The 26,341-nt window shown below is 61.7% G+C and carries 23 protein-coding genes; 8 read left to right on the forward strand and 15 right to left on the reverse strand.

Annotated elements, in window-relative coordinates; genetic code table 11:
• Nucleotides 1–749 precede the first annotated feature (749 nt).
• Complete coding sequence (locus NL528_RS35625) at nucleotides 750–1,586, reverse strand: AraC family transcriptional regulator (RefSeq protein ID WP_309179045.1); 837 nt, start codon at nucleotides 1,584–1,586, stop codon at nucleotides 750–752.
• 241 nt (nucleotides 1,587–1,827) lie between these two features.
• On the opposite strand from NL528_RS35625, the gene NL528_RS35630 reads away from it, so the two are divergent.
• The gene (locus tag NL528_RS35630) at nucleotides 1,828–3,060 is read left to right on the forward strand and encodes an ABC transporter substrate-binding protein (RefSeq protein ID WP_309179047.1); all 1,233 of its coding nucleotides are present in this window, start codon (nucleotides 1,828–1,830) and stop codon (nucleotides 3,058–3,060) included.
• Nucleotides 3,061–3,202: 142 nt separating this feature from the next.
• Here the strand turns inward: NL528_RS35630 and NL528_RS35635 are convergent, their stop codons facing one another.
• Nucleotides 3,203–3,583 (reverse strand): hypothetical protein, encoded by a 381-nt coding sequence (locus NL528_RS35635; RefSeq protein ID WP_309179048.1) that lies wholly within the window; start codon nucleotides 3,581–3,583, stop codon nucleotides 3,203–3,205.
• 177 nt (nucleotides 3,584–3,760) lie between these two features.
• On the opposite strand from NL528_RS35635, the gene NL528_RS35640 reads away from it, so the two are divergent.
• Entirely contained in the window at nucleotides 3,761–3,985 is a 225-nt protein-coding gene (locus NL528_RS35640; RefSeq protein WP_309179049.1) for a hypothetical protein, read from the forward strand.
• Nucleotides 3,986–4,211: 226 nt separating this feature from the next.
• On the opposite strand, the gene NL528_RS35645 is transcribed toward NL528_RS35640, so the two are convergent.
• The gene (locus tag NL528_RS35645) at nucleotides 4,212–4,646 is read right to left on the reverse strand and encodes a cupin domain-containing protein (RefSeq protein WP_309179051.1); all 435 of its coding nucleotides are present in this window, start codon (nucleotides 4,644–4,646) and stop codon (nucleotides 4,212–4,214) included.
• A 324-nt stretch (nucleotides 4,647–4,970) separates the two neighbouring features.
• A complete protein-coding gene (locus NL528_RS35650) occupies nucleotides 4,971–5,624 on the reverse strand; it encodes a glutathione S-transferase family protein (protein WP_309179052.1) in 654 nt (217 codons plus the stop codon).
• A 192-nt stretch (nucleotides 5,625–5,816) separates the two neighbouring features.
• Here NL528_RS35650 and NL528_RS35655 point away from each other — a divergent pair, with 192 nt between their 5' ends.
• Nucleotides 5,817–7,040, forward strand: a complete 1,224-nt coding sequence (locus tag NL528_RS35655) for a polyhydroxyalkanoate depolymerase (protein ID WP_309179053.1) — start codon at nucleotides 5,817–5,819, stop codon at nucleotides 7,038–7,040.
• Between the two features lie 354 nt (nucleotides 7,041–7,394).
• Here the strand turns inward: NL528_RS35655 and NL528_RS35665 are convergent, their stop codons facing one another.
• Nucleotides 7,395–8,144 (reverse strand): transporter substrate-binding domain-containing protein, encoded by a 750-nt coding sequence (locus tag NL528_RS35665; RefSeq protein ID WP_375144093.1) that lies wholly within the window; start codon nucleotides 8,142–8,144, stop codon nucleotides 7,395–7,397.
• A 223-nt stretch (nucleotides 8,145–8,367) separates the two neighbouring features.
• Nucleotides 8,368–9,543: an ABC transporter substrate-binding protein gene (locus NL528_RS35670; protein WP_309179056.1), complete on the reverse strand. Its 1,176-nt coding sequence runs from the start codon at nucleotides 9,541–9,543 to the stop codon at nucleotides 8,368–8,370.
• A 109-nt stretch (nucleotides 9,544–9,652) separates the two neighbouring features.
• Here NL528_RS35670 and NL528_RS35675 point away from each other — a divergent pair, with 109 nt between their 5' ends.
• Nucleotides 9,653–10,552 carry a LysR family transcriptional regulator gene (locus tag NL528_RS35675; protein ID WP_309179057.1) on the forward strand — a complete coding sequence of 300 codons (900 nt, stop codon included), beginning with the start codon at nucleotides 9,653–9,655 and terminating at the stop codon, nucleotides 10,550–10,552.
• A 16-nt stretch (nucleotides 10,553–10,568) separates the two neighbouring features.
• Here the strand turns inward: NL528_RS35675 and NL528_RS35680 are convergent, their stop codons facing one another.
• Nucleotides 10,569–11,777 carry an ABC transporter substrate-binding protein gene (locus NL528_RS35680; RefSeq protein ID WP_309179058.1) on the reverse strand — a complete coding sequence of 403 codons (1,209 nt, stop codon included), beginning with the start codon at nucleotides 11,775–11,777 and terminating at the stop codon, nucleotides 10,569–10,571.
• Nucleotides 11,778–11,948: 171 nt separating this feature from the next.
• Between NL528_RS35680 and NL528_RS35685 the strand changes: the two genes are divergently transcribed.
• Nucleotides 11,949–13,565 carry a GMC family oxidoreductase N-terminal domain-containing protein gene (locus tag NL528_RS35685; RefSeq protein ID WP_309179059.1) on the forward strand — a complete coding sequence of 539 codons (1,617 nt, stop codon included), beginning with the start codon at nucleotides 11,949–11,951 and terminating at the stop codon, nucleotides 13,563–13,565.
• A 25-nt stretch (nucleotides 13,566–13,590) separates the two neighbouring features.
• On the opposite strand, the gene NL528_RS35690 is transcribed toward NL528_RS35685, so the two are convergent.
• Nucleotides 13,591–14,769, reverse strand: coding sequence for an MFS transporter (locus NL528_RS35690; RefSeq protein WP_309179061.1), 1,179 nt, complete (start codon nucleotides 14,767–14,769; stop codon nucleotides 13,591–13,593).
• Nucleotides 14,770–14,843: 74 nt separating this feature from the next.
• Between NL528_RS35690 and NL528_RS35695 the strand changes: the two genes are divergently transcribed.
• Nucleotides 14,844–15,644 carry a helix-turn-helix transcriptional regulator gene (locus NL528_RS35695; RefSeq protein ID WP_309179063.1) on the forward strand — a complete coding sequence of 267 codons (801 nt, stop codon included), beginning with the start codon at nucleotides 14,844–14,846 and terminating at the stop codon, nucleotides 15,642–15,644.
• A 200-nt stretch (nucleotides 15,645–15,844) separates the two neighbouring features.
• Nucleotides 15,845–17,197: a malonyl-CoA decarboxylase gene (locus NL528_RS35700; protein ID WP_309179064.1), complete on the forward strand. Its 1,353-nt coding sequence runs from the start codon at nucleotides 15,845–15,847 to the stop codon at nucleotides 17,195–17,197.
• Nucleotides 17,198–18,138: 941 nt separating this feature from the next.
• Here the strand turns inward: NL528_RS35700 and NL528_RS35705 are convergent.
• A protein-coding gene (locus tag NL528_RS35705) for an IS5 family transposase (protein WP_309178199.1) occupies nucleotides 18,139–18,896 on the reverse strand; the annotation gives its coding sequence in 2 pieces (ribosomal slippage) (nucleotides 18,139–18,557 and nucleotides 18,557–18,896; 759 coding nt in all).
• Between the two features lie 383 nt (nucleotides 18,897–19,279).
• On the opposite strand from NL528_RS35705, the gene NL528_RS35710 reads away from it, so the two are divergent.
• A complete protein-coding gene (locus NL528_RS35710) occupies nucleotides 19,280–20,377 on the forward strand; it encodes an acyltransferase (protein WP_309179066.1) in 1,098 nt (365 codons plus the stop codon).
• Between the two features lie 135 nt (nucleotides 20,378–20,512).
• Here the strand turns inward: NL528_RS35710 and NL528_RS35715 are convergent, their stop codons facing one another.
• The 6 genes from NL528_RS35715 to NL528_RS35740 all read right to left on the reverse strand — a co-directional run bounded on the left by NL528_RS35715 (nucleotide 20,513) and on the right by NL528_RS35740 (nucleotide 26,127).
• Nucleotides 20,513–21,682, reverse strand: a complete 1,170-nt coding sequence (locus tag NL528_RS35715) for a mandelate racemase/muconate lactonizing enzyme family protein (RefSeq protein WP_309179067.1) — start codon at nucleotides 21,680–21,682, stop codon at nucleotides 20,513–20,515.
• A gap of 183 nt (nucleotides 21,683–21,865) precedes the next feature.
• On the reverse strand, nucleotides 21,866–22,114 hold the full coding sequence (locus NL528_RS35720; protein ID WP_309179068.1) for a DUF3297 family protein: 249 nt from the start codon (nucleotides 22,112–22,114) through the stop codon (nucleotides 21,866–21,868).
• Between the two features lie 17 nt (nucleotides 22,115–22,131).
• Nucleotides 22,132–22,608 carry a glutathione peroxidase gene (locus NL528_RS35725; protein ID WP_309179069.1) on the reverse strand — a complete coding sequence of 159 codons (477 nt, stop codon included), beginning with the start codon at nucleotides 22,606–22,608 and terminating at the stop codon, nucleotides 22,132–22,134.
• Nucleotides 22,609–22,697: 89 nt separating this feature from the next.
• A complete protein-coding gene (locus tag NL528_RS35730; RefSeq protein ID WP_309179070.1) occupies nucleotides 22,698–24,089 on the reverse strand; it encodes an amidase family protein in 1,392 nt (463 codons plus the stop codon).
• 72 nt (nucleotides 24,090–24,161) lie between these two features.
• Nucleotides 24,162–24,728 carry a c-type cytochrome gene (locus NL528_RS35735; RefSeq protein WP_309179072.1) on the reverse strand — a complete coding sequence of 189 codons (567 nt, stop codon included), beginning with the start codon at nucleotides 24,726–24,728 and terminating at the stop codon, nucleotides 24,162–24,164.
• A 124-nt stretch (nucleotides 24,729–24,852) separates the two neighbouring features.
• Entirely contained in the window at nucleotides 24,853–26,127 is a 1,275-nt protein-coding gene (locus NL528_RS35740; RefSeq protein WP_309179073.1) for a PQQ-dependent sugar dehydrogenase, read from the reverse strand.
• Between the last annotated feature and the right edge of the window lie 214 nt (nucleotides 26,128–26,341).

Below are 26,341 nucleotides of genomic sequence, written 5' to 3' on the forward strand. Positions count from 1 at the left end.
GGGCGGCTCGCGATCGTCACGAAACGCGCGGTGGGATGCGGTGGACGCGGAAGCGTCGGCGCGAAGCGGTTGGTCGCAGGGGGGGGTCCCGTGAGCGATCGGCCGGCGCGTAGACGAACGGCGCAGACGCGTACGGCGAAGACGTGTGGTCCTGGCATCCGTTGCTGATGTCAAGTCTGCGGAGATTTTGCGAGCCCGACCGGGATGCGCAGGATCGTCAATCCGCAGGCGACGGTGACAAAAAGGAATTCGTCGCCGAGGAGAGCGCGCTATAAGCCGTAAAGCCATTGCGCAGGGAAGGCCGGATGCCTCCGCTGAACCTGTATGCTCGTGTGCGTTTTTCTTTGTGCAGCTTGCACACGAGACCGCGGGTGCAGCGTGCACCCGGTCTTCCCTGCGCCCTCTACGGTTTTATGAGGGTTGAAATGACCCAAAGCTCGGGCGGATCGCGCCGCGAGAACGCGGACATGTGTCCGCGCGCTCTGCCGTCATGCCCCGCAGAGGCGGGCTACGCAGCGGCTTCTCGACTCAAGTCCGGGTGTCTCTGGAATACTGGATCGTCCGGTCAAGCCGGACGATGACAGCAGAGAGCTGTTTGAAATGTGAATCTGAATTGCCAGCTCGTCATTGCGAGGAGCGCAAGCGACGAAGCAATCCATGTTGCCGCAAGCGGTGAGATGGATTGCTTCGCTTCGCTCGCAATGACGAATGCACAGCAAGCGGGAACGGCCTTGGCTGCCAGCTCAGTGCTACTCCTTCACCGGGATCCAGATTTCCAGCCCGCCGTCGCCGGTGAGCGGATCGAACTTTTCGTCATAGCGTTCGAAGTTCGGCGCGTCGGCGGCTTTCATTCCCGACATCGGCAGCCAGTGATTCCAGATCGTGTTGACGGTGCGGCGGATGGTCGAGATGTGCTCGCTGTGGGTGAACACCGCGTATTTCTGTTCGGGAATCCGCACCCGGCTGAATTCGCGCGGCAGGTCGGAAAAATCGGTCACCTCGACGCCGGCGATGTAGTCGAAATTGCCGGCGTCGTCGCCGTTGCAGCAGACGCCATAAGCCACCTTCCCGATCCGGCCGGGAATGTTGTCGACGGATTGGTGAAAACGCTGCCACTGGTTGGGAATGCCGGCACCCTGGTTGTCGTGGGTAATCCGTTCGCCGAGGCCGGCGACGAGCAACGGCTTGCTGGTCTCGAAACGCGGTGGCTTGAGATGGTCGAGTGCGGTTGAGTCCATCTTGATCGGCTCCTGAAGCCTGAGTTTATCGACGCATGTTGCGGCGCGAACCATTTCCGGCGTGACGCCGAAATGGTCGCGGAACGCACGGGTGAATGCTTCGTGAGAGCCGTAGTCCGCATCCAGCGCGAGGCTGAGGATGTCGGGTGCGCCGTTGGCGAGTGCGCGCGCGGCCTCGCTGAGGCGCCGGGCACGCACATAGCGCATGACCGGAAACCCCGTCGCGGCGGCGAACGCCCGCACGATGTGGAAGCGCGAGACGCCGCCGACGGCTGCGATCTCGTCGAGCGTCAACGGCTGGGCCAGATGGCTTTCGATATACCAGAGTGCCTTCTGGGCTGGATTCATGGACCACGGCCTTCATTCGAAGCGCCCGCATCATGCTCGTTTGCGCCGCGCTTCATTTGACAGTCCTTGCTCTCATCTTCGCGCTGCCGGAACCGCGGCCTGTTCCGCGAAGCGGAATTGCCCGCACTGGTAACATGTTCCCAATCGTGCATACTGCAATCCTGCATTGATCCGACGGCTCACTTTAAGCTGCCCACTAATCAAGACTGCATGAGCCTCGGCCAGCACGTCAGGGAGGACGATGATGCATTACCGTGTCTTGAGCCATGCCACATCCGTAGCACTTGCGGGACTTCTGGCCGTTGCGGTCGCAAGTTCAGCCAACGCCCAGAAGAAATACGATCCAGGCGCGACCGATACCGAGATCAAGATCGGCAATATCATGCCCTATTCGGGCCCGGCGTCCGCCTATGCCACGATCGGAAAGACCGAAGCGGCCTATTTCAACAAGCTCAATTCCGAAGGCGGCATCAACGGCCGCAAGATCAACTTCGTCTCCTATGACGACGGCTACAGCCCGCCGAAGACGGTCGAGCAGGCGCGCAAGCTCGTCGAATCCGACGAGGTGCTGTTGATCTTCAATCCGCTGGGCACGCCGGGCAATACCGCGATCCAGAAATACATGAACGCCAAGAAGGTGCCGCAGATCTTCGTCTCGACCGGAGCTGCCAAATGGAACGATCCGAAGAACTTTCCCTGGACCATGGGCTGGCAGCCCAACTACCAGACCGAAGCGCGGATCTACGCCGCCTACATCCTGAAGAACTTTCCGGGCAAGACGATCGGCGTGCTCTATCAGAACGACGATTTCGGCAAGGACTACGTCATCGGGCTTCGCGACGGCCTCGGCGATCAGGCCAACAAGCTGATCGTCATCGAATCGTCCTACGAGACCGCTTCGCCGACGGTGGATTCGCAGGTGGTCCAGATCAAGGGCGCTAACCCCGACATCTTCATCAACATCGCCACGCCTAAATTTGCCGCGCAGGCGATCAAGAAGATCGCCGAACTGGATTGGCACCCGGTCCATTTCCTCACCAACGTGTCGGGTTCGATCGGCGGCGTGATGAAACCGGCCGGTTACGAGAACAGCCAGGGTATTCTCTCCACCGCCTATCTGAAGGATCCCAAGGATCCCGATTGGAAGAACGATCCGCCCATGAACGAGTGGCGGGCGTTCATGACAAAGTGGTATCCGGAAGGCGACCAGGACGACGCGGCGACCGTATTCGCCTATGGCGTTGCCAAGGGGCTCGAGCAGGTGCTGCGGCAGTGCGGCAACGATCTCACCCGCGAGAACGTCATGAAGCAGGCCGCGAACCTGAATTTCGAGATCGGAATCTTCCTGCCGGGTACCAAGATCAAGACCAGCCCGACGGATTTCGCCCCTCTCGAGCAGCTTCAGATGATGCGCTTCAAGGGCGAGACCTGGGAACGCTTCGGGCCGGTGATGAGCGGCGAGAAGAATTCGTAGGGATTTCCAACAGTTCCTCGGCGTCATTGCGAGGAGCGTCAGCGACGAAGCAATCCAGTTCTTTCTATCAATGCGCTGGTTGCTTCGTGGAGCCTGTCATCGGGCGCGCATTCGCGCGACCCGTTGGCTCGCAATGACGACTTTATTTCGCGGCCGGCGCAGCATCCTTCGTCGACGGCGTACCGTCTTTGACCGGCGTCGCGTCGGCCTTCTTCTTCAAATCCTCCGCCGTCTTCTTCTGCGCCGCCTGCAGATCGTCGACGATCTTCTGCAGGCTGGCGAGCGCGCTTTTCAGCCCTTCGATCTGCCGGTTGGCGGCATCAAGCTTCTGCTGATGGTCGAGGCCGAGCTTGCTGATCGTCTTCTGCAGGAAGTCGACATTGCTCTGCAGGCAGCTGGTCCGCCGCTCCATGGTCTTTTCAACGGTGCAGATTTCGATGCCGGGAACATCCTGCGCATAGGCGCTCGCGGCGAGATGGGGCATCAGCAATGCCACAACGAAAAAAACAGTCCGGCCGATCATCAAATCCTCATTCAATAAGCGTTTATCACGGCAAATTGCTCGAAGCCTGCGCGCGGCGCCAGAGATACCACACTGATACCGCATTCGGGCGCTGTGGTTTCGTGGATACAGGCAATAGACTTTTGGCCGCGGAACTCAAACCGACGTTTGCAGGCCCCGGCAACGGAGAGTGATGCGATGGCAACGCGCGAAAAGCGGCTGATGCAATTTGACGGCAACGGCGAGCCGCCGCCGGACCAGTCGGTGGAGGTGCTTTGCGAGGATCACAGCGGTACCTACCAGCTGCCGTTCGCCTGCCGCTTTATCGATGGTCAATGGCGCAATGAGAGAACCGGCGGCGCCGTGGAGGCGACGGTGATCGGATGGCGGCTGCCTCGCCTCAAACAGGCGGGCACCGCCTGACACGTCACGCCCTGTGCCAAAATGCGACGAGCAGAAGCGCCATCTTAAGGTTCGGAACGCCGACGGAACGAAGCGCGTCCGAATCAGCGGTCGAGTGCTGTACTCCCCTGTTCACGGCTAGATGTCGACCGCAGTCGCAGGCGGCGCACCATATCCAGCACCACGACAATCGGCTGCACCCAGCGTCCGACGACAAAAGTTAATTCCTCCGGCGACGACATATCCGTCACTTCCAGGGCGTCGGCGGCGGCACCTTGTCGACGGCCGGCGGCACGTCGACGGTCTTGAAGTCGGCGGGGCTGACGATTTCCAGATACTCCATGTCCTCCGAGTAATCGTACAAATAGTGCGTGATGCCCGGCCGCTGATGCACGACGTCGCCGGCCTGCACCAGGGTCGACTTGTCCTCGTACATGAAGCGGGCCCAGCCCTTGGTCATGATCACGATCTGGAAATCGCACAGATGCTTGTGCCAGCCGGTGCCTTCCTCGGGGGGCAGATCGGGGTTGGCCTTGACCAGATGGCAGATCACCTGGCCGCCGGTGGCGTCGGCGATGCCAAGGTCGCGATACAGGAAGAAGTCGCGCAGACCCCCGCCCTTGAATTCGGTATCAGTTGGTTTGACGTGCGAAAATTTGCCGACGACAGCGCGCTGATTCATTGAAGCCTCCACGGTTCTCATTGGCGAGATCGCGGCTACGCAAGGCGTCCAAATTTTCGGCAGCGTCGCATCGTCGCGTTCACGGCTGCATGGTGCTATGCGAAAATCACGCCAGCCGCGCTGCACTGCGGCGATTTTGACGATCGCCGCCGCAAAGCCGCCGAAACATTTGGCGAGATACCGGAATTCGAGTTGGGCGATTGCCGGCGCGCCGTCTGCGACCCGACAACAAGGACGGCGCGCATATCGTCGGCAGCACCAGCCTTAAGCAAACCCTGCCCGCTGCTTGAGCCCTTCAAACGGGCAAAGCGCCGCACGCATTGCCTAATATTCGACCTCGAGTTCCTCGATATCGGCCGGCTCGGCCTTGGCGGCCTCGATCCACTCCTGCATTTCAGGCATAGCCATGATCGTCTTGGCGTAGGCCGCCAGCTTCGGGTCGAGTTTCACGTCATAGGTCATGAAGCGGGTCACGACGGGCGCATACATGGCGTCCGCCATGGTGCGTTCGCCGAACAGAAACGGCCCGCCCGATTCGGCCAGGCATTCGCGCCAGATGGTGCAGACCCGATCGATATCGGCCTGCGCCCGCGACCAGATCTTGAAGCCGGGGAAATGGCCCTTCAGATTGACCGGCAGCGACGCCCGCAGCGTCGTGAAGCCTGAGTGGATCTCACCGCAAATCGAGCGGCAATGCGCCCGGTGGATGCGGTCCGGCGGCAACAGTCCGGCGGCAGGCATGATCTCGTTGAGATACTCGGCGATGGCCAGGGTATCCCAGACTGTGGCGCCCTCGTGCCGCAAACACGGCACCAGGATCGACGACGACAGCAGCAGGATTTCGGCCCGCGCCGATGCATCGTCGGGTGCGGTGACGACCTCTTCGAATTCCAGTCCGGAGAATTTGGTCAACAGCCAGCCGCGCAGCGACCACGACGAGTAGTTCTTGCTGCTGATGGTCAGTGTTGTTTTTGCCATAGGCCTTCCCTCACGCCTGTACGTCGATTCTACGGCCAAACGGGCACTCCCGCTCGCCCCGATGGTTCGCGGCCCGTGCCCAATGCCTATGCTACCGGCTTCTGACGCAGCAAGCGACGTGCCAGTTTTCGAGGCCTTCGACGCCGCCTTGGCTTCGATATTGCATAGCAATACGGGAAGGGGCGGACCGGAATGAAGTCAATGATGTACCAGGCGTACCAGAACCACATGGACCTCACGGCGCCCTGGCGGACGGGAGCTGCCGCAGCCCTCAAATATCTCAATCTCGTGCCGAAGGGCGTATCAGACAAGGTGTTCGGGCGGCTTGCGGCGGCGCTTGAATTGATTTCACGCTCCTCGCTGACCTACGCGCGCCCGCCCTACGGGATCGACAGCGTGATGGTAGGCAACCGGGAACTGAAGGTGACGGAAGAAGTCACCTTCTCGACGCCGTTCGGCTCGCTGTTGCGCTTCAAGAAAGTGGATGGGCCGGAACAGCCGCGGCTGTTGCTGGTGGCGCCGATGTCCGGCCATTTCGCGACATTGTTGCGCGGCACCGTCAAGACGCTGCTGCAGGACCACGACGTCTACATCACCGACTGGCACAATCCGCGCGACATTCCGCTCAATGCCGGCAGATTCGGCCTTGAGGACTACACCGACCATTTGATCACCTTCCTCGACAAGATGGGCCCGCGCTCGCACATGGTGGCGATCTGCCAGCCCTCGGTCTCCGCGCTCGCGGCAGCCGCTGTCATGTCGGAGGACAATCATCCTGCGCGACCGGCAACGCTGACCTTGATGGCCGGGCCGATCGATACCCGTATTCAGCCGACCAAGGTCAATGAATTCGCCAAGAGCAAGCCGATCAAATGGTTCCAGGAGAATTTGATCAACTACGTGCCGTTTCAGTGCAAGGGCGCGTTCCGGCAGGTCTATCCCGGCTTCGTGCAGCTCACGGCCTTCGTGTCGATGAATCTCGAGCGCCACATCAAGCAGCACATCGATCTCGCCGATCACCTCGCCAAGGGCGAGAAGGAGAAGGCCGAGATCATCAAGACGTTCTACGACGAATATTTTGCCGTGATGGATCTGCCGGCGGAGTTCTATATCGAGACCGTGCGCGATGTGTTCCAGGAGCATTTGCTGCCGCAAGGCAAGTTGATGCATCGCGGCCGGCCGGTGAACCCGGCGTCGATCAAGCGCATGGGCCTGATGACGGTCGAAGGCGAGAAGGACGATATCTGCTCGATCGGCCAGACGCTGGCAGCGCAGGACCTCTGCACCGGCGTGCGCGCCTATCGCAAGGTGCACCACATGCAGGCCGGCGTCGGCCATTACGGCGTGTTCTCGGGCCGGCGCTGGAACAACGAGATCTATCCGCTCTTACGGGATTTCGTGCACGTCAATTCTTGAGTTGACTCTCTCCACGTCATTGCGAGCAGCGAAGCGACGAAGCAATCCAGTCTTCAGCGTGTTGAAAGAACCCGACGCCGGCCGGGCACTGATCAAGTTCCTTGCCTCGCCCGCCGCCCGCGACACCCTCGTCAAGAGCGGCCTCGATCCGATCCCGGCGAACACGACGAATTAGCACGAGATTACTTTGCTCGACTTATCTCCACCACCGTCATCCTGAGGCGCGAGCGCAGCGAGCCTCGAAGGATAGCGATCCGGACCGTGGCCGTCGCCCTTCGGGACGCGCGCAAGAGCGCGCTCCTCAGGGTGACGGGGATAGGTCGTGCGAGCTGCCAGGATCGAAATAATCGCCCGTTACTTCGTCTGCGTCCGGATCGGGGTGTCCTTCAGCCCGTTATTGTCATAGGCCTTGCGCAGCGTGCCGTTGGTCGTCGCGTCCGTCATGAACTTGGCGGCAAACGCGGCCGACAGCGGATGGTTCAACGGTACCGCGACCGCGGTGACGGTCTGCTTGAAGGTCTCATCCAGCACGTGCGTGCCCGGAATCTTCTTCGCCATGGCATTGAGCTGGTCGCGCGACAGCGCGAACGCGTCGATCTCGCCGTTCTTGAGCAGGGCAAAGATCTCGTCATAGGTCTGATAGCCCGTGACCTTGGCGTTCTTCAGATGCGCGATTGCGCCGCGCATCGTCGTCGTGTTGTTGACGGCGGCGACCTTCATGCCGGGCCGGTCGAGCGTCTGGAAATTTGTGGCCGTCGAACCGGCCTTGACGATGTAGGTGGCATCCGCGACCTCATAGACAGGCCCGAACGACATCCTGGTTTCCCGCTCCGGGTCCTTCGGCAGGAAGGTGACATCCCAGGTGCCCTTCGCGGCGGCGTCGGTGATCTGCCCGGAGTTGTTATACACGACGTATTCGACGGGCACGCCGAGCTGCGCGGCCATTTCCTTGCCGAGATCGACGGGTACGCCGGCATAGCCGCCGGCTTTGGTCCTGGTCGACCAGAACGCGCCGCCGGCCGCGCTGATCGCGATCGCCACCCGCAGCTTGCCGGTGGGCGCGATTTCGTCTTTCAGGGCATCGGCGCGTGCAGGTCCGGTCATCATCATGGCTCCCAAAACGAGGCCGACGACAAGCGGCAGTTGACTGGACATCGGTTTCCTCCCACCGGCCCTTGTTGATCAGCGGGCCTTCACCGACCATTTTGGTCGATCGCGGGAGATGTTGAAACCCAAATTGCTGATCGATCCGGTAAATTTATCGAACCCCGGGGCCGGACAATAGCGAAGCCCCGCAAAGCGGGGCTTCGTTGTCGGATGGTCCGGATTACTTGCTCGCAACCTTGGTCGGATCGTTGACCGCCTTGAAGGTCTCGAATTCGACGCTGTACAGCGCGCCATCGACCTTCTCGACCCGGCGAATGTAGATGTCCTGAACCACGTCGCGGGTTCTTGGATCGATCGACATCGGGCCGCGCGGACTTTCCCACGCCATTCCCTTCATGGCCTCCACGAGCGCAGGGCCGTCGGTCTTGCCGTCGGTCTTCTTCAGCGCCTCATAGATCAGGTGCATGCCGTCATAGGCGCTGACGCTGATGAAGTTCGGCCGCACATTGGCGTTGGCCTTCTGGAAGGCTGCGACATATTCCTTGTTCATCGCCGAGGGGTGATGGGCGGAATAGAAGCCGGCGGTCACGGTGCCGATCATGGCGTCGCTCATGCCCGGCAGGTCTTCGTCGTCGGCGATATCGCCGGGGCCGATCAGCTTGATGCCGGATTTATCCAGCCCGCGTTCGACGAATTGCTTCGCCAGGATCGCGGCCTGGCTGGCGGGAACAAAGACGAACAGCGTATCGGGATTGCCGTCGCGGGCGCGTTGCAGGAACGGCGCGAAGTCGGGGTTCGCCAAGGGCACCTTGAGCGCTTCCACGATGACGCCCCCGGCCTGGGTGAAGGTCGCGGAAAATACCCCGGATGCCTCGTGCCCCGGCGCCCAGTCGGAGGAGATGATGGTGGCGCGCTTCGACCCGTTCTTCGCCGCCCAGTTGGCGAGCACGCTCGCCTGCTGGGCGTGGGTCCAGCTCGTGCGCACAAAATACGGCGACCGTTCGGTGACGATCGAGGTCCCCGACACCATGACCACCGTCGCCGTCTTGCTCTCGTTGACCAAAGGCGCAATGGCCAGCACGTTCGGCGTCAGGCCGCCGCCGAGGATGGCGACTTTGTCCGAGACGATCAACTCCTGGGCTATGCGCTTCGAATTGTCGGGAACGCTGGCGTCGTCCCGGACGACCAGCTCGATCTTGCGGCCGGCGACCATGTCGCCATGTTGCATCATGTAGAGCCGGGCGCCGGCGACGGCCTGTTTTCCGACCGGGCCCAAAACACCGGTGAGCGGCATGACCAGCCCGATCTTGATGGTCTCTTGCGCTGCAACTTCGCCGGCGAACAACGCGACGGCCAGGGCCGACGCCGCAAATAAATGGAAAGATTTCCTGAGCATGACCGCCTGCCTCCCTCAGTATCGATTGTTAATGGGGTACGCTTAGGCGTATTTTCTCATATGCGGCAGCCGCAAGATTGCGTCGCGCGAAGTCAAGAGTGAATAGCTCATGTTTGACTGGGACGATCTTCGGCATTTCCTGGCGGTGGCCCGCCATGGCAGCACGATCGCGGCCGCGAAAGCGCTCAATCTCAGCCAGTCAACCGTTCACCGCCGGCTAGCCGAACTGGAAAAGCGGATCGGGCGGAATGTCGTGATCCGGCACGCGACCGGCTACCGGCTGACCGAGTTCGGCACGGAGTTGCAGCCTTGGGCTGAACAGGTCGAGAAAGCGATCGTCTCGCTCGAGCGCTATCTGGTTGCTGCGGACGAAACGCCGACCGGCTCGGTTCGGGTGACCTGCTCGGAATCCATCGGCTATCGATTGATGCAGTCGCCGCTGCTCGAGACCTTTCACAGCCGCCATCCCGGCCTGCGGATCGAACTCATCATGAGCGACCACTTTCTCGATATCGCCAAGGGCGAAGCCGATGTGGCGATACGCGCCGGCATCCCGAACGAGGAGACGCTGGTGGGGCGCAAAATCGCCGATGTGCCCTGGGCGCTCTATTGCAGCCGCGGCTACCTCGAGCGCCACGGCCGGGTGGAACGGGCCGAAGACATCGCCGGTCATTCGGTGATCGAGTTCGACGGCGACATCAGGGATCACCACGCCGCCAAATGGCTTCGGTCGGTCGCTCCGAATGCGCGGGTGGTTGCCCGAAGCAATACCGTGCCGGGGCTGCTGATGACCGTGAAATCGGGCGCGGGCCTCGCGCCGCTGCCGATGCCGCTTGCGGTCCGCGAGGCCGATCTTGTCTCCGTGCTCGGCCCGTTACCCGGACTTTACTCGCCGATATACCTGCTGACGCACCCCGACCTCAGGCATATGCCGCGCGTCCGCACATTCTTCGATTTCATCATTGCCGAGATCGACAGCGTGCGCCCGGTGCTGACGGCCGGCAACTAGACCTGTTCGACCAAAATCAGTGCGCCACCAATGGACAGCCGCTGTCGGCCAACGAACGGAACGCCTGGTTGCCCGGGATCACGCCCAGTATGTTGAAATAGTCCCAGGGCTTCGTCGACTCCGACGGCTTCTTTACCTGGGCAAAATACATGTCGTGAACCATCCGGCCGTCTTCGCGGACGCGGCCGTTCCGCGTGTAGAAATCGTTCACCGGAATCTCGCGCATCTTGACCATGACCGACTTCGCCTCATCCGTGCCCGCAGCAGCGATCGATGTGAGGTAGTGACGGACAGCCGAATAGGTGGCGGCCTGCGCCATGGTCGGCATTTTCCCGTGCCGCTCAAAGAATCGCTTCGACCAGGCCCTGCTCTCGTCGTTGCGATCCCAGTAGAACGCGGTCACGAACTTCAGTCCCTGCGCGGCCTTTAGCTCCATGCTGTGAACGTCGGATATGAATACCAGCAACGAGACCATGGTCTGGTTTTTCGCCAGTCCGAATTCGTTCGCCTGCTTGACGGCGTTGACCATGTCTCCGCCGGAGTTGGCGAAAGCCACCACCTTCGCACCGGACGCCTGCGCCTGAAGCAGGTAGCTGCTGAAGTCCGACGTGCTGAGCGGATGCCGCACGCTGCCGAGCACCTTGCCTCCCGCAGCCAGTACCGCGCTGGTCGCGTCCGCCTCCAGCGAATGGCCGAACGCATAATCGACCGTGATGAAGAACCAGGTGTCGCGGCCTTCCGCCACGATCGACTTGGCCAGACTTGTGGTGAGGGCATAACTGTCGTGGACCCAGGAAGCCTCGGTCGGTGTACAGCCCTTGCCGGTGAAAGCCGTGCTCCCGACCGCGCCGGCGATGACGACCCGGTTGTGGTCGGCGGCGAGCTGCTCGACCGCGAGCGCCACCGCGGAGTTGTCAAATCCGATCGCCATGTCGACGGCACCGGTTTCGAACCAGCGGCGCGCCACGGCCACCCCGATGTCGGCCTTGTTCTGATGGTCAGCGAAAATGATCTCGACGGGCTTGCCCAGCACCGTGCCGCCGGCATCATCGACAGCCATCCGCGCGGCCACGACCGAGCCCTGGCCGCCCAGATCGGCATAGAGACCGGACTGGTCGTTGAGCACGCCAATCCTGACGACATCGTCAGAAATCTGCGCCTGGGCCGCGGACAGGCCAAGGCCGGCGACCATCAAGACTGACATGACGGCGAACTGAAATCGCACGGCGTTTCCCCCAGGGTCTTCGCCCGGTTCGTTGTCGACAACCTAGCCCACCCCGCATCGGGCGTATAGCGACGAGCCCCGTCATTGCCGAAGACCTGTCCTTGTGAGCCTATCCAGAGCAACAGTCGGCCGCTATCCTCCGTAAAGAAAATCGGGAGCAGAAACGCGTTCATGAACAAGTCCAGTTTCGATACGGAATTCGATGTCGTCGTGGTCGGTGCGGGCTCGGCCGGCTGCGTGCTGTCGGCGCGGCTGACGGAAAATCCCAAGGTGTCGCTTTGCGTCATCGAGGCCGGCGGGCGCGACCGCAATCCCTGGATTCATATTCCGATGGGTTTTGGCAAGCTGGTCCCGGACCCGAAGATGAACTGGGGTTATGCAACCGAACCGGAGCCGGGTCTCGGCGGCCGAACGGTGAACTGGCCGCGCGGCAAGGTTTTGGGCGGCTCCGGCTCCATCAACGGCCTGGTCTTTCTGCGCGGCGCGCCCAGCGACTACGATGAATGGCAGCGACTTGGCGCGCGCGGCTGGAGCTACGATGACGTGCTGCCCTATTTCAAGCGGATGGAGCACTGCGTCGATGGTGCCAACGCGTGGCGCGGAACCGGCGGCCCGATGACGGTTTCGAACATCAAGCGCCCGTCGAAGGCGGCAAGGGCCTTCGTCGAGGCCTGCGAGCGTCTGCAATATCCGCGCAACCCTGACTTCAATGGCGAGCGCATCGATGGTATCGGTTTCGCGCCGCTCAACGTGCACAACGGCTGGCGCCGCTCGACGGCCGTCGGCTATCTCAAGCCGAACCTCGGCAGGAAAAATCTCGAACTGATGACGAAGACCCGCGTCTGCCGCATCTTGTTCGACGGACGCCGCGCCATCGGCGTGGAAATCGAGCGCGACGGCCGGATCCAGCGCATCGGTGCGCGGCGCGAACTCGTTCTTTCCGGCGGCGCGATCAATTCTCCTGTGCTGTTGCTGGCCTCCGGCATCGGCCCGGCCGCAGAACTGGCCGAGTTCGGCATCGATGTGAAACACGATCTTTCGGGTGTCGGGAAAAATCTGCAGGACCATTATCAGTCGAGCTTCACCTTCAAGACCAACGCGACCGATACGCTGAACGAAGCCGTGATGAGCCCGGCCAAATCGGTGAAACTCGCCCTCGAATGGCTGCTCAGGGGGTCGGGACAGCTTTCGGTCGGCGCGACCGAAGCGACATTGTTTGCGAAATCGAGCCCCTCCGAGCCGGTGCCTGATATCCAGTACCAATGCCTCAATTTTTCGTCGGACGGATTGCAGAACGGCCTGCATCGCTGGCCGGGATTTAGTTTCATCTTCAGCGTTTGCCGGCCGAAGAGTCGGGGTGAAATCACGCTGCGCGACGCGGAGGGGCGCGCGCCGCCGCGCATCCGCGCCAATTACCTGACCGATCCCGACGATATGCGCGTTATGCTGGCGGGCTTTCGCATCGCCCGGCAAATTGCCGCGACCGAACCGTTCCGATCGCTGGTGGTCGAACAGATCAGGCCCGATCCGGACGTCACCAGCGACGAACAAGTCGCCGACTACGTCCGGAAAGTCGGGTCGACCGTCTATCATCCCTGCGGCACCTGCCGGATGGGCGAGGATGAACGGGCCGTGGTCGACAGCGAGCTCCGCGTCCGCGGCATCGACGGTCTGCGGGTCGTCGACGCCTCGGTGATGCCGGCAATGCCCTCGCCGAACATTCACCCGGCGACGATCATGGTCGCCGAGAAGAGCTCCGATATCATCGCCAAGGCGCTGATGAATTGACCGCGGCGAAGACTTGAAGCCCCGATCAATTCGCCTGCGCCGCCGGCACCTTGATTTCGGTAGGCAGGATGATCGCCGCCACGATCACCAGCAGGCACAGCGCGCCGAACGCGTGCAGCATGGTGACAAAACCGCCCTGCTCGTACAGCCAGGCCACGAGGCCGACGGAGGCGCCGGCCGCGGTGAAGCCGATGAAATAGCGCACCGAGTACGCCCGCGAGCGCCATTCCTCGCTGGTGTATTTGCCGACCATGGCATCGTTGACCGTGACCTGGCCAAACGCGCCCATCACGATGCCGATCGAAACCAGGATCAGCGGCAGGTTCGACAGCGTGGCGGCGAGATACAGGAACGGCGCCAGCACGAACGACAGCGGCAGGCTGATGGCTTTGAGCGAATAACGGTCGATCAGCTTGCCGATGGTGTATTGCGTCATCGCGCCGAACACATAGACGCAGGCCGCGATCACCCCGAGCAGCGCCGGGCTCTTGGTCAGGTCGGCCAGCCGCTCCGCGAACAGCTTTGGCAGCGCCACCGTCACCGCATTGAAGGTGGTCGAGATCGCAATCACCACGATGAACAGCGCGAGGATCACGCGCCACATGTCCTGTTTTGCCACCCGCGCCTGCGCCGCGGCCTGCTTGAACCCCGAGCGGTCCTCGTGAACGATCAGCCTGGCGAAGGCCAAGCCGATCAGGATCGTCACGATCCCGGGGACGATAAAGGCCCAGCGCCAGCCGAAATATTGCCCGATCACGCCGGTGACGAGCGCCGAGGACGCCACGCCGAGGTTGCCCCAGACGCCGTTCAGTCCCATCTCGCGGCCGAGCCGGTCGGCATAGGATACGATCATGGCGGTGCCGACCGGATGATAGATCGAGGCGAACAGGCCGATCGAGAGCAATGCTGCGCCAAGCTGCAGCGGCGTCTGCACGAAGCCGACCGCGATCATCGAGGCGCCGATGCCGGCAAAGAAGATCACCATCATGTGGCGGCGGCTCCAGCGATCGCCGAGCCAGCCGGTGATGAGCGAGCCGGCACCAAAGGCGACGAAGCCCGGGGTGGCATAAGGCAGCAGCTCCGAATAGGCCATGCCGAGCGCAGGACCCATCACGATGACGGCGGCGGCGAAGATCAGCATCGCATAATGGTCGATGAAATGGGCCGCGTTGACGAAGCCGATCACCCGGCTGGGGCTGTTCATGGTCAAATTCCCTGGTCGAATCCTCTTGATCCCTGGAATAGGTTATAGATTCTTGTCCTGACGGGATGTCGCCAATGACTGTCGCCGAAACGCCACTAGCTGCCCTTTTGAGGGGCCAACGCACCACCGGCGATGGCATCCATCTGGTCGCGCGCGCCTACAAGAGGGGAGTCCGGCTCGACACCCACATGCACCGCGAGGCCCAACTCGTCTATGCGGCGAAGGGCACGATGCAAGTGACGACGCCCAAGGGCCGCTGGCTGGTGCCGCCCGACCGTGCGGTCTGGGTCCCCGCTTTGTTCGAACATGCGATCGACGTGCTCGCCGATATCCAGATGCGCACGCTGTATTTCGATGTGGCCTGGCTTAGCCGCGAAAAGCGCAGCGCCAGCCTGGCGGCGGAATTCGTGGTGCGGGTGTCGCCGCTGTTGCATCAGGCGATCCTCGCGCTGTTCGACGAGCGAAATACCGCTGACCGCACCGAGCTGCTGGTCAGGCTCGTCATGCTCGAGCTGCATCAGGCCGAGGATTCCGCGACCTTCATTCCGCTGCCGCATGAGCCGCGCTGCCGGCGCGCCGCCGACATCGTGCTCGGCGATCCGACCGGGGCGCATGAAATCGAGACGCTGGCCCGGGCGGTCGGCACCTCGGCCCGGACGCTGTCGCGGCTGTTTTCGTCGGAAACGCAGCTGAGCTTCAAGACCTGGTGTCAGCGCGCCCGCATTGCGGCGGCGATCGAAAAACTGTCGACGGACGCCAATGTCTCGGTCAAGCAGCTCGCCTCCGACCTCGGCTATGCCAGCGTCCCGGCGTTTTCCCACGCCTTCCGCCAGGTCACCGGCAAGACGCCAACGAAGTTTGCCGAGAAGGCATAGGCGAACGGAAGCGACGCCGTCCTTCGGACGCATAGGCGAGCGGAAGCGACGCCGTCCTTCGGACGGCTATGGCCCGGCAATGACCGATTATACCTTTGTCGAGGCATGACATATTTCCGTACTATCCATGCCCTTGATTGTGATCGGCTCGGACCTAAATCCCATGTAAGGTTCGGCATCACCCGGATTCGACCCAGCCAATGGCCAACGCCTTTTTCTCCGACCTGCTCTCGACGATCTCCGAACGCGGGCGGACCCTGCTTCGGCGGGGCGGGTCGTCCGGCGACCGGCAAGACGCCTCCGAACTGCTCGAATTGTGCCAGGCGTTGCTGTCGGGCCGCGGCGAGGCGTCGGGCACGGCGATGGCGCGCGAGGTGCTCGACCGCTACCACCACCTCGACGCCGCCGGCCGGCTGACGTTCTTCGAGGCGCTGGCCCGCGACTATGGCCCGGACCGCGAAAAGCTGTCGCAGGCGATCGAGAGCTGGCGCACGCAGCCGAGCGACGATGACGCCAGCGACCTCCATTTCGCCTCCGAGCCGCGGCGGCAGGAGCTGATCCGCCGGCTCAACCGGGCGCCCGGCGGCACCAGCGAACTGGTGGCGATGCGCGCCGACCTGCTTGCCCTGATGAAGGGCAACCGGGATCTGGCCGCCGTCGACCGCGACGTGGTGCATCTGCTGTCTTCGTGGTTCAACAGGGGATTTCTCGTGCTGCGCAAGATAGACTGGTCTACGCCGGCGAATATTCTGGAACAGATTATTCGCTACGAGGCCGTGCATGAAATCCGCGACTGGAACGATCTGCGCCGCCGTATCGATCCGATCGACCGGCGCTGCTACGCTTTCTTCCATCCGCAGCTCGCCGATGAACCGCTGATCTTCGTCGAGGTCGCGCTGACCGAGTCGATCCCGACCGCGATCGCGCCGCTGCTCGCCGAAGAGCGCCAGCCGGTGCCGGTCGAACGCGCCCGCACCGCCGTGTTCTATTCGATCTCCAATACCCAGCGCGGGCTTGGCGGCATCTCGTTCGGCAGCTTCCTGATCAAGCAGGTGGTCGAGGAATTGCGGCGCGAATTGCCGAAGCTGGATAATTTCGTGACGCTGTCGCCGGTGCCGGGTTTCGTGCAATGGCTGAAACAGGCCACCGACGTTCCGGTGTCGGACGACGAGCGGGCGCTGCTGGAAAACCTCGACAAGCTCGACTGGTTCGAAAATGCCGAACTGACCGCGCAACTGCGCGGCGTGCTTGAGCCGCTGGCGGCGCATTATTTCCTGAAAGCGCGGACGCCGAAGGGCCGGCTGATCGATTCGGTCGCGCGCTTCCACATCGGCAACGGCGCGCGGCTGGAGCGGATCGACTGGCTCGGCGATCTCTCGCCAAAGGGCCTGCGCGAATCCGCCGGGATCATGGTCAACTATCTCTATCGGCTCGACGACATCGAAAAGAACCACGAAGCTTACGCCAACCAGGGCGAGATCGCCGCCTCCAGCGCGGTGAAGAAGCTGCTCAGGAACGAAGGCCGCAGGCTTTTGGATATGCGGCTGTCGTAAGCCTCGCTGCTCTCTCAACGTCATTGCGAGCCAACGGGTCGCGCGAATGCGCGCCCGATGACAGGCTCCGCGAAGCAATCCATGCCGCGACTTGCGGAGAGATGGATTGCTTCGTCGCTTCGCTCCTCGCAATGACGCTGAAGCATCTGATTTAATTTTCAAAACGGTTCGTAGGATGGGTAGAGCGAAGCGAAACCCATCATCCTTCGTCGGTGTAGTTGATGGGCTTCGCTTCGCTCTACCCATCCTACAGTTCTTCGCTTCGCTCGCAATGACGGGGCTACATCTGATTCAATCTTCAAACAGCTCTCCACTTGTCGTCGCCCGGCATAGCCGTCAAGGACGGCATCGCTTCCGCTCGCCTATGACCGGGCGATCCAGTATTCCAGAGACGCCAATGCTCGAGCCGAGAGGTCGCGGCGTACTGGATCGCCCGCTTTCGCGGGCGATGACGACTGGAAGGTATGCGTCCGCATTCTCGCGGCATGAGATACCCGAGGTTTGCGTCAACTTCGCTCCCTCCCGAAAAAGCAGAGGGCGCAGGGAAAGCCGGGTGCGCGCTGCACCCGCGGTCTCGTGTGCAAGCTGCACAAAAGGAAACGCACACGAGCATACAGGTTCAGCGGAGGCATCCCGGCCTTCCCTGCGCGATGGTTTACGGCTTATAGCGTGCTCTCCCCCGTGAACGGGCTTTCTTGCCACCGTCGCCGCGCGGACATCCGCGCAACTTGACGCCAGCATCGGGGCGCCAGGACCACACGACTTCGCCGTCCGCATCAGCCACGCTCGTCAGTCGCAGCCTTCGCGTCCACCGCATCTCACCGCAACGTTCGTGACGATCGCGAGCCGCCCCTCTTTTGGGTGAGACGCGCGGAGTCAAACCACTGATTTGCCCGACGTGTTAAGCGAAATATTTTTATCGGAAGGGCTAGAGCCTGTCCTCAATTGAGCCAAATGACTGCGGCGGCGAGATGGACTGCGGCGAGAAAGTTTCTGGCGGTCTTATCGTAGCGGGTGGCTATGGCTCGGTACTGTTTGAGCTTGCAATAGAGGTTTTCCATGAGGTGGCGCGCTTTGTACAGTTCCTTGTCGTAGGCGCGTTGGAGCTTTCGATTGCTCTTGGGCGGGATCACCGGCGTTTTTCCTGCCGCAAGCAGAGGCTCGATGACACGTAGATCGGCATCGAAGGCCTTGTCCGCCAACAAGGTATCGGCCTGCATCTGAGGCAGCAGCGCGTCAGCGCCTTCCAAATCGTGGGCTTGCCCTGCGGTCAGCAGGAACGCCAACGGATTGCCAAGTGCATCGACCATGGCATGGATTTTGGTGCTCAACCCGCCTTTGCTGCGCCCGATCGCCTGGTCTTCGCTGTCTTTTTTTGGGCGCCGGCACTGTGCTGGTGCGCGCGTACGATAGTGCTGTCGATCATGGCGTATTCATTGTCCGCGTCGGCAGCCAGCATCTCGAACATCTTCTTCCATACCGCGCTCTTCGCCCAGCGCGAAAATCGGGTATGAATCTTGATCGGGTCGCCAAAACGTTCCGGCAGATCCCGCCAGGGCATACCGGCGCGATAACGATAGAGAACTGCTTCTACAAACAGCCGATTATCCTTGGCCGTAGCGCCGACGTGACCCTCACGTCCCGGCAAAATATTCTTGATCCTGTCCCATTGATCGTCGCGAAGGGCGTAACGGCGCATTCAGTCAACTCCGAATCAAGTTGACCTCCCATGAATCACTTGGGGAACCTCTTGGGAATCCGCTAATTGAGGACAGGCTCTAGACAGACTTTTGCTGATTTGCCCGTCGGGCACCCGGGTCGCACGCGCCGATGCGAATTGTCCTGGCGTGCCACATAACGAATGCCGAAGACATATTCCGCCTCGAATAAGGGGGGCACATATTTTTGGGAATAACGGATGCGTCATCGCCGCAGCATAGCGGCCGGCGCATTGGCGGCTGGATGGGCTTATGCGGGCTTTAAACGGTCGAACCCGATGTCCGTTGTGGGACCTTGGCACCGTCTTGACAGCCCTGCTGTCACGTCCGGTGTACCCCGGTGAGCGGACATCATGAGGCCCGGGTGGCGGGCCTGTCAGGTGCCGTGAACAGACATGACCTTGATGGACGACGTTTTGTCTGGTTAGCTTGCGGCTTGGCAGAACCACAGAACAAATTACCTGGGCTCCAAATTGCGCGAGCCGCCGCAGCGCTAGGCATTGCGTATTTCCACTCATGGCATGTTACGATGCCATTTCCCCCGGGAACGTCCTACCCCATACCGTTCTTGAAGGAGTACGGTTGGATTGCCGTTAATTTTTTCTTTTCTATCAGTGGATTTGTGATTTGCCTTGTGGCGACAAAGCCAAATTTTCGACCACTCCAATTTTTGGTTAGACGCGTTTTTCGCCTGTATCCGCTGTGGATCGTAACCTCGCTGCTTTTCCTGGGCTTGTCGGTGATCGCGTTGGGAATGCCAACGCGCAGTTCGCCGGCATTTTTCGCATACTGCCTCACTCTGCTGCCGACGGAAGGTTTCCCATTCTATGACGTAGGCTGGTCTCTACAGCACGAACTTGCCTTTTATGCATTGGCCGCGTTGCTGGTGCCAAACGTCGGCCTTTTCGGGCTGTCTGTCTTTTTGTGCGCTGGCGCTATTGCTGATCAAGTCTTGACGCTGCCCTGGTTTCTTCACCAGTATGCCAGCTACTATCCGAACTTCCTTGCGGGAATCGTTGCCTTCGCCGCCAATGGCTATACGAAACGGTTCGGCGTCTGGCTCCCGATCGCGGTGGGAATTGGCCTGCTCGCTCTATTTACGCAGACCATAGGACAGCTGGCATTTCCATTTGCGCTATTCTTCTTGCTCGTCGGATTCATAAATATCGAGTTCGATGAAAGACTTCTAGCGGAGAGATTGGGTGTGCTACTTGGAGACGCTTCGTACTCGATCTACCTGCTTCACCCGTTGGTGTTTTACACCGTCTATTGGAGACTCCAGCCGCCGCTACCACCAGTGTGGTCGCAAGAGATTTTGAGATTCGGCAGCATTGCGGTTGTTTGCTTGCTTTCAATAGCGAGTTGGAAACTCTTCGAATCTCCGACGATCCGATTCGGAAACGCGCTGATAGGCAGATTCAAGAGATCGGGGATCGAAGCGTCTCCGAGAGCGGTCGAGTAATTTCAGCCGGTTGTGGGGCATCAGCTGCCGTCCTGTATAAAGCTTCGCAAGGGTCCTCTGTGGGTCATTCGCATCATTTTGACCGCCGACCAGTCACTTCCGCTCTTCGCCGTCAGGCGCAGCCCGATGACACCGTTACGCCGCCAGCGCCTTCATTTCCTTGTAGAGATCCGACTTCCCTTCAAACCCGATGCCCGGCAGATCCGGCATGGTGATGTGGCCACCCTCGACACGAACGCCGTCGGGGAAGCCGCCATAGGGCTGGAACAGGTCGGGGTAGCTCTCATTGCCGCCGAGCCCAAGCCCGGCTGCGATGTTGAGCGACATCTGGTGGCCGCCATGCGGGATGCAGCGGCTCGGCGACCAGCCGTGGGTTTTCAATACGCTAAGCGTGCGCTGATATTCGCAGAGCCCGTAGGATAGCGCGCAGTCGAATTGCAGCCAGTCGCGGTCGGGCCGCATGCCGCCATAGCGGATGAGATTCTTCGCATCCTGATGGCTGAAGAGATTCTCGCCGGTCGCCATCGGCGCCGGGTAAAACTCCGCGAGCGCCGCCTGCAGCGCGAAATCGAGGGGGTCGCCGGCCTCCTCGTACCAGAACAGCGGAAAGTCGCGCAGCATTTTTGCGTATGCGATCGCGGTCTCCAGATCGAACCGGCCGTTGGCGTCGACTGCGAGCTGCGCATTCTTGCCGATTTCCTTCAGCACCGCCTCGATGCGTTCGCGGTCCTCCGCAATCGGCGCGCCGCCGATCTTCATCTTGACGACATTGTAGCCGCGATCGAGATAGCCGCGCATCTCGCCGCGCAGCGCCGACAGATCCTTGCCGGGATAATAATAGCCGCCGGCGGCATAGACGAACACGCGCGGGTTCGGGTTAAGGCCGTGACGCTCGGCCAGCAACCGGAACAGCGGCTTGCCCGCGATCTTGGCGACCGCGTCCCACACCGCCATGTCGATGGTGCCGACGGCGACCGAGCGCTCGCCATGGCCGCCCGGTTTTTCGTTCGACATCAGCGTCGACCAGACCTTGTCCGGATCGAGATTGCCGCCGGATGAATCCAGCAGCGTCTTCGGATCGGCCTCCTTGAGCCGCGGCGCAAAGCGCTCGCGGATCAGCCCGCCCTGCCCGTAGCGGCCGTTGGAATTGAAGCCGTAGCCGACCACCCGCTTGCCGTCGCGCACCACGTCGGTGACGACGGCGACGAGGCTGGTCGTCATCTTGGTGAAGTCGATATAGGCGTTGCGGATCGGCGAGGAGATCGGCTTTGTGATTTCGCAGACGTCGACAATGCGGACGGACATGGCGGTTACCTTCGCAAGCGGTAGATATTGTGCGTGATCTCTCTACACCGTCATTGCGAGCCACCGGGTCGCGCGAATGCGCGCCCGATGATAAACTCCGCGAAGCAATCCATCGTGCCGCAAGGAAGAATGGATTGCTTCGTCGCAAGTGCTCCTCGCAATGACGGATGACGCGATACCGCCTCAGGACGACGTCTTGTCGCGGAAATACGGTTCGACCGGGCCGTGAACCTTGATGGTCAGCGGATTGCCGTAGCGGTCCTTGGCATTACCGGCGGTGACGCGCACCCAGCCCTCGCTGACGCAATATTCCTCGACATTGGTCTTCTCGACGCCCTTGAAGCGAATGCCGACGTCGCGCGCCAGCACCTCCTCATTGTAATAGGGGCTCTTCGGATCGGTCGACAGACGGTCGGGCAATTGGTCGCTCATGGTCTCGCTCTTCTCGTTCACAACAGCGCCTCGATCTCTTTCTTCAGGCTTTCGGGTGTCGCGGTCGGCGCGTGCCGCGCGACCACCTTGCCCGAACGATTGACCAGAAATTTGGTGAAATTCCATTTGATCGAGGAACCGAGCAGGCCGGATTTCTCGCTCTTCAGATAATTATACAGCGGATGTGCACTGCCGCCATTGACGTCGATCTTGGCGAACATCGGAAACGTCACGGCATATTTGCTTTCGCAGAACTGCTCGATCTGTTTGGCGTCGCCCGGCTCCTGGGCGCCGAACTGGTTGCAGGGAAAGCCGAGCACCGCAAAGCCGCGCGGCGACAGCGCCTCGTGCAATGCTTGCAGTCCCTTGTATTGCGGCGTGAATCCGCAGGCGCTGGCGGTGTTGACGATCAGCAGCACCTGCCCTTCGTACCGCTTGAGCGGAACGTCCTCGCCGGCCAGCGACTGCGCCGTGAAATCATAAATGCCCGACATCACGCTCTCTTCTCTTTGTTTGGCACGATCTTTTCGGAAAACCGGTTGCCACTTTGCGCTAACGCGGCCGTCCAGGTCCGGATCATGCACTAGCTGGCGGGATCGATCGCCGCCGACGGCGTGCCGCCGGCTTCGATTGCCTCGCCCGCGGCAAGGCACAGATCCTCGCGGTAACGGCCGGACACCAATTGGACGCCGACCGGAACCCGCCCCACCAATCCCGTGGAGACCGTTAGCCCGGGAAGCCCCATGAAGGGAATGGCAATCATCGGCAATTGCGCGTGCCACACCCGCGCGAATGACGCATCGTCCTTGCGGTCGAGCTGATCCGGGAACGGCAATTCCCCGGACACCGGCATCAGCAGCACGGCGTATGTCTCGAAAAACTCCAGCCATTGCCGCGTCAGGGTCGCGCGCCGGGTCAGTGTCTTCGAGAGGTCGAACGGAAAGACTTTTGCCCGATTGCCGCGCAGACAGGCCAGCGCGCCGGGATCGCCCTCGCGCTCGGCCATTTCGAGCTGCGCCTCATAGCCGTCGCCGAGCCAGAGCTTGGTCTGCAGGTCAGCGGCTTCGCGCAGCGGCGGCGTAGTGGCGATTTCCTCAACGATCCAGCCCGCTCGCTCCAGCCGCTTGCCGGCATCGGCCACCGCCGCCTTCACGTCCGCTGCGGGATCCAGTCCGTCGGGGTTGAGGCACATCGCGACGCGCTTGGGCATGGCAGGCCCTTCCAGCGGCGCCGGCACCCACCACGGATCGCGGAAATCCTTCGCCGACATCGCCGCCAGCGCGATCCTGAGATCGCCGATGGTGCGCGCCAGCGGGCCGGACACCGCCGAGATCTGCGGACCGATCGGCCGCTCGGGCAGCGCGGCGTTGAAGCCCGCGATGCGGCCCATCGTCGGCCGCAGGCCGTGCACGCCGCAGGCGTAGGCGGGATAGCGGATCGAGCCTGCGATGTCGGTGCCGTGCGCGATGTGGCCGATGCCGGCCGCGACCGCAGCCCCCGCGCCGCCGGACGAGCCGCCCGGCGTGATGCCGGGATCCCTGGGGTTTTTGGTGTCGCCGTGGATCAGATTGGTGGTGAACCAGCGATAGGAGAATGCCGGGCAGTTGGTGCGGCCGAGAATGACGGCGCCGGCCTTGCGCAGATTGTCGACCACCGGGCTGTTGGTCGCAGCGACGGCGTCGCGCTGCAATTTCAGGCCGTTGGTGGTGGCAAAGCCTGCCTGATCGATATTGACCTTCACCGTGACCGGCACGCCCGCCAGCGAGCCTGCGTCTTCGCCCCGCGCGATCGCGGCATCGATGCCGGCGGCCTGCGCCAGCACTTCGGCCGGCCTGTGGTCGATGACGGCGTTGATTTTGGGGTTGACCGCATCCAGCCGGGCTAATGCGGCGGTTGCCGCCTCCCTGGCCGAGACTTTTTTCGATTTTATCAGCGCGGCGAGGTCTGCAGCCGACAGACGCCAGAGATCTTGCATGTAAAACTCCGTTTGACGCCCGTCTTGTAGCGTCAGGCGAACGTCATGGCCAGCGGCGGATCGCACACGATTTTAGCGGAATCGGGCGATGTAATAGGCAAGATCGGCGATCTGCTCCTTGGTAACCGAACCCATCACGTCGGCCATGGTGCCGTCATAGCCGTGACGGCTGTTGTCCTTGTATTCGGCCAGTGTCTTGGCGAGATAGTCCTCGCGCTGGTTGGCGATGCGCGGGACGTTCTCCTTGCCGGAAAAATCGGGATTGTGGCAGTTGTTGCAGAGGTACTGGTGCGCCAGCGTCTGGCCCCGCGCCATCCGCGCGGGATCGCCGGCATCGGCCGGCGGCACCGGCTTCGGCAAGGTGGCGATGAAGTCGGAAAACACGCGCAGATCGTCGTCGGTGAACGACTTCGCCGTCTCGTTCATCGGCTCGAAAGTGCGCAGCTTTTCGCGAAACATGAAGAGCTGGATCAGCGCATAGGGCGCCTGCTGGCCGCCGAGCGAGGGCGTGTTCTCGGTTTCCGATTGCCCGTGCTCGCCGTGACAGGCGAAACAGGTGACCGCACGCTCTTCGATGGTTTCGGCGCCCGCCGAAAAGGCGATGGAAGCAAACGCCAGCGCCGCTATCATTTTACGCATGATTCATTCCTGTTTCGTCATTGCGAGGAGCGAAGCGACGAAGCTATCCATTTGCTTGTGGCTCGATGGATTGCTTCGCTTCGCTCGCAATGACGGTTTCTGATGTCTGGCGCTTTTGACTTTCTTACTGCGCCGCGACCTTCGGCTTGCCATAGGTGATGCGATAGACGGCGCCGTTCCAGTCGTCGGAGACCAGCAGCGAGCCATCCTTGGCAACCATCACGTCGACCGGGCGGCCGACATACTTGTTGTCTTCCAGAAAGCCGGTCATGAACGGCTCCATCGACTTCATGGTGCCGTCCTTGTTCAGTTTGACGACGACGACATCACCGCCCTGCTTTTGGGATTTATTCCACGAACCGTGACGCGCGATGAAGATCGCGTTCTTGTAAGACTTCGGGAACATGTTGCCGGTGTAGAACCGCATGCCGAGCGCTGCGACATGCGGGCCCATCAGGCCGACCGGCGCAGTGTAGTCCTTGCAGTTCTTGCCCCAGCCGTGTTCCTGGTCGATGATGTTGCCCTGCCAGCAATAGGGCGCGCCGAAATCCTCGCCGGCCTTGGTCACCCGGTTGAGCTCATCCTCCGGAACGCTTTCCGACAGCCAGTCGCGGCCGTTATCGGTGAAATACATCTGCTTGTTTACGGGGTTCCAGTCGAAACCGACACTATGGCGCACCCCGAGCGCATAAACCTCGGCGCCGGTACCATCCAGGTTCATTCGGCGGATCTGGCCGTGCGCATCGTCGTGCAGGACGTTGTTGCCGGGCTGTCCGACCTCAACATAAAGCTTGTTGTCCGGGCCGATGGCGATGAACTTCCAGCCATGGGCTTCGTCCTTCGGCAGATTGTCGTAGATCATCGTCGGCTTCGGCGGACTGTCCAGATTGTCCTCGATCTTGTCGATCTTGGAGACTTTTGAGAGCTCGGCGATGTAGAGCGTGCCGTTCTCGAACGCGACGCCGTTCGGACGGTAGAGGCCGGACGCAATCACCTTGACGGAGCGTTTACCGTCCTTGTTGACGATGCCATAGACCTTGTCGACCAGGCGGCTGCCGACGAACACGGTGCCTTTGTCGCCTTCGGCGAGCGAGCGCGCGTTCGCCATGCCGGCGGCATAGACTTCGAGGTTGAAGCCGGGTGGCAGCTTGAGCTTGGCCAGCGGCAGCTTGTCGGGCGCGGCCGGAATCGGCGGCGGCGCAACCGGCGCGAGCTTGGCGGCGGCTTCGCTGTCCGGTCGTCCGATCAACGGCGACCCCGGAGGAAGCGGCGCGGCGGCCGGCGCAGCACCCGCGGCTGGCGGACTGGCGGGCTGCTGCGCGGCAGCAGCAAACGTGAATGCACCGAACAAGGCGCCGGCCAGCAACAGGCTGCGCGGCGCGGTCGAATAGCTCAACATGGCGTTCTCCCCTGACGGAAGCCTTGATTTCCTCGCGCGGACAATACCATGCCGGCGCCGGTGGCTTTCCAGACGGCACTCTCCGATATTTGTCCGCCGATGCGCAATCGGAAAACTTGCCGGAATAGATCCCGCCCGGCGGTGTAGCGCGATGGTGATTGTTGTCGGTCATTCCGGGATGGTCCGAAGGACCAGACCCGGAATCTCGAGATTC

The organism is Bradyrhizobium sp. Ash2021 (genome assembly GCF_031202265.1).
Taxonomy (GTDB): Bacteria; Pseudomonadota; Alphaproteobacteria; order Rhizobiales; family Xanthobacteraceae; genus Bradyrhizobium.

What these genes read in the sequence shown, in the direction of transcription:
- NL528_RS35700 (WP_309179064.1), top strand. Translation starts at nt 15,845, where the DNA reads ATGGCCAACGCCTTTTTCTCCGACCTGCTCTCGACGATCTCCGAACGC.
- NL528_RS35645 (WP_309179051.1), bottom strand. Translation starts at nt 4,646, where the DNA reads ATGAATCAGCGCGCTGTCGTCGGCAAATTTTCGCACGTCAAACCAACT.
- NL528_RS35630 (WP_309179047.1), top strand. Translation starts at nt 1,828, where the DNA reads ATGATGCATTACCGTGTCTTGAGCCATGCCACATCCGTAGCACTTGCG.
- NL528_RS35655 (WP_309179053.1), top strand. Translation starts at nt 5,817, where the DNA reads ATGAAGTCAATGATGTACCAGGCGTACCAGAACCACATGGACCTCACG.
- NL528_RS35640 (WP_309179049.1), top strand. Translation starts at nt 3,761, where the DNA reads ATGGCAACGCGCGAAAAGCGGCTGATGCAATTTGACGGCAACGGCGAG.
- NL528_RS35675 (WP_309179057.1), top strand. Translation starts at nt 9,653, where the DNA reads ATGTTTGACTGGGACGATCTTCGGCATTTCCTGGCGGTGGCCCGCCAT.
- NL528_RS35635 (WP_309179048.1), bottom strand. Translation starts at nt 3,583, where the DNA reads ATGATCGGCCGGACTGTTTTTTTCGTTGTGGCATTGCTGATGCCCCAT.
- NL528_RS35695 (WP_309179063.1), top strand. Translation starts at nt 14,844, where the DNA reads ATGACTGTCGCCGAAACGCCACTAGCTGCCCTTTTGAGGGGCCAACGC.
- NL528_RS35650 (WP_309179052.1), bottom strand. Translation starts at nt 5,624, where the DNA reads ATGGCAAAAACAACACTGACCATCAGCAGCAAGAACTACTCGTCGTGG.
- NL528_RS35715 (WP_309179067.1), bottom strand. Translation starts at nt 21,682, where the DNA reads ATGTCCGTCCGCATTGTCGACGTCTGCGAAATCACAAAGCCGATCTCC.
- NL528_RS35625 (WP_309179045.1), bottom strand. Translation starts at nt 1,586, where the DNA reads ATGAATCCAGCCCAGAAGGCACTCTGGTATATCGAAAGCCATCTGGCC.
- NL528_RS35735 (WP_309179072.1), bottom strand. Translation starts at nt 24,728, where the DNA reads ATGCGTAAAATGATAGCGGCGCTGGCGTTTGCTTCCATCGCCTTTTCG.
- NL528_RS35725 (WP_309179069.1), bottom strand. Translation starts at nt 22,608, where the DNA reads ATGTCGGGCATTTATGATTTCACGGCGCAGTCGCTGGCCGGCGAGGAC.
- NL528_RS35720 (WP_309179068.1), bottom strand. Translation starts at nt 22,114, where the DNA reads ATGAGCGACCAATTGCCCGACCGTCTGTCGACCGATCCGAAGAGCCCC.
- NL528_RS35740 (WP_309179073.1), bottom strand. Translation starts at nt 26,127, where the DNA reads ATGTTGAGCTATTCGACCGCGCCGCGCAGCCTGTTGCTGGCCGGCGCC.
- NL528_RS35670 (WP_309179056.1), bottom strand. Translation starts at nt 9,543, where the DNA reads ATGCTCAGGAAATCTTTCCATTTATTTGCGGCGTCGGCCCTGGCCGTC.
- NL528_RS35665 (WP_375144093.1), bottom strand. Translation starts at nt 8,144, where the DNA reads ATGACCGGACCTGCACGCGCCGATGCCCTGAAAGACGAAATCGCGCCC.
- NL528_RS35690 (WP_309179061.1), bottom strand. Translation starts at nt 14,769, where the DNA reads ATGAACAGCCCCAGCCGGGTGATCGGCTTCGTCAACGCGGCCCATTTC.
- NL528_RS35730 (WP_309179070.1), bottom strand. Translation starts at nt 24,089, where the DNA reads ATGCAAGATCTCTGGCGTCTGTCGGCTGCAGACCTCGCCGCGCTGATA.
- NL528_RS35685 (WP_309179059.1), top strand. Translation starts at nt 11,949, where the DNA reads ATGAACAAGTCCAGTTTCGATACGGAATTCGATGTCGTCGTGGTCGGT.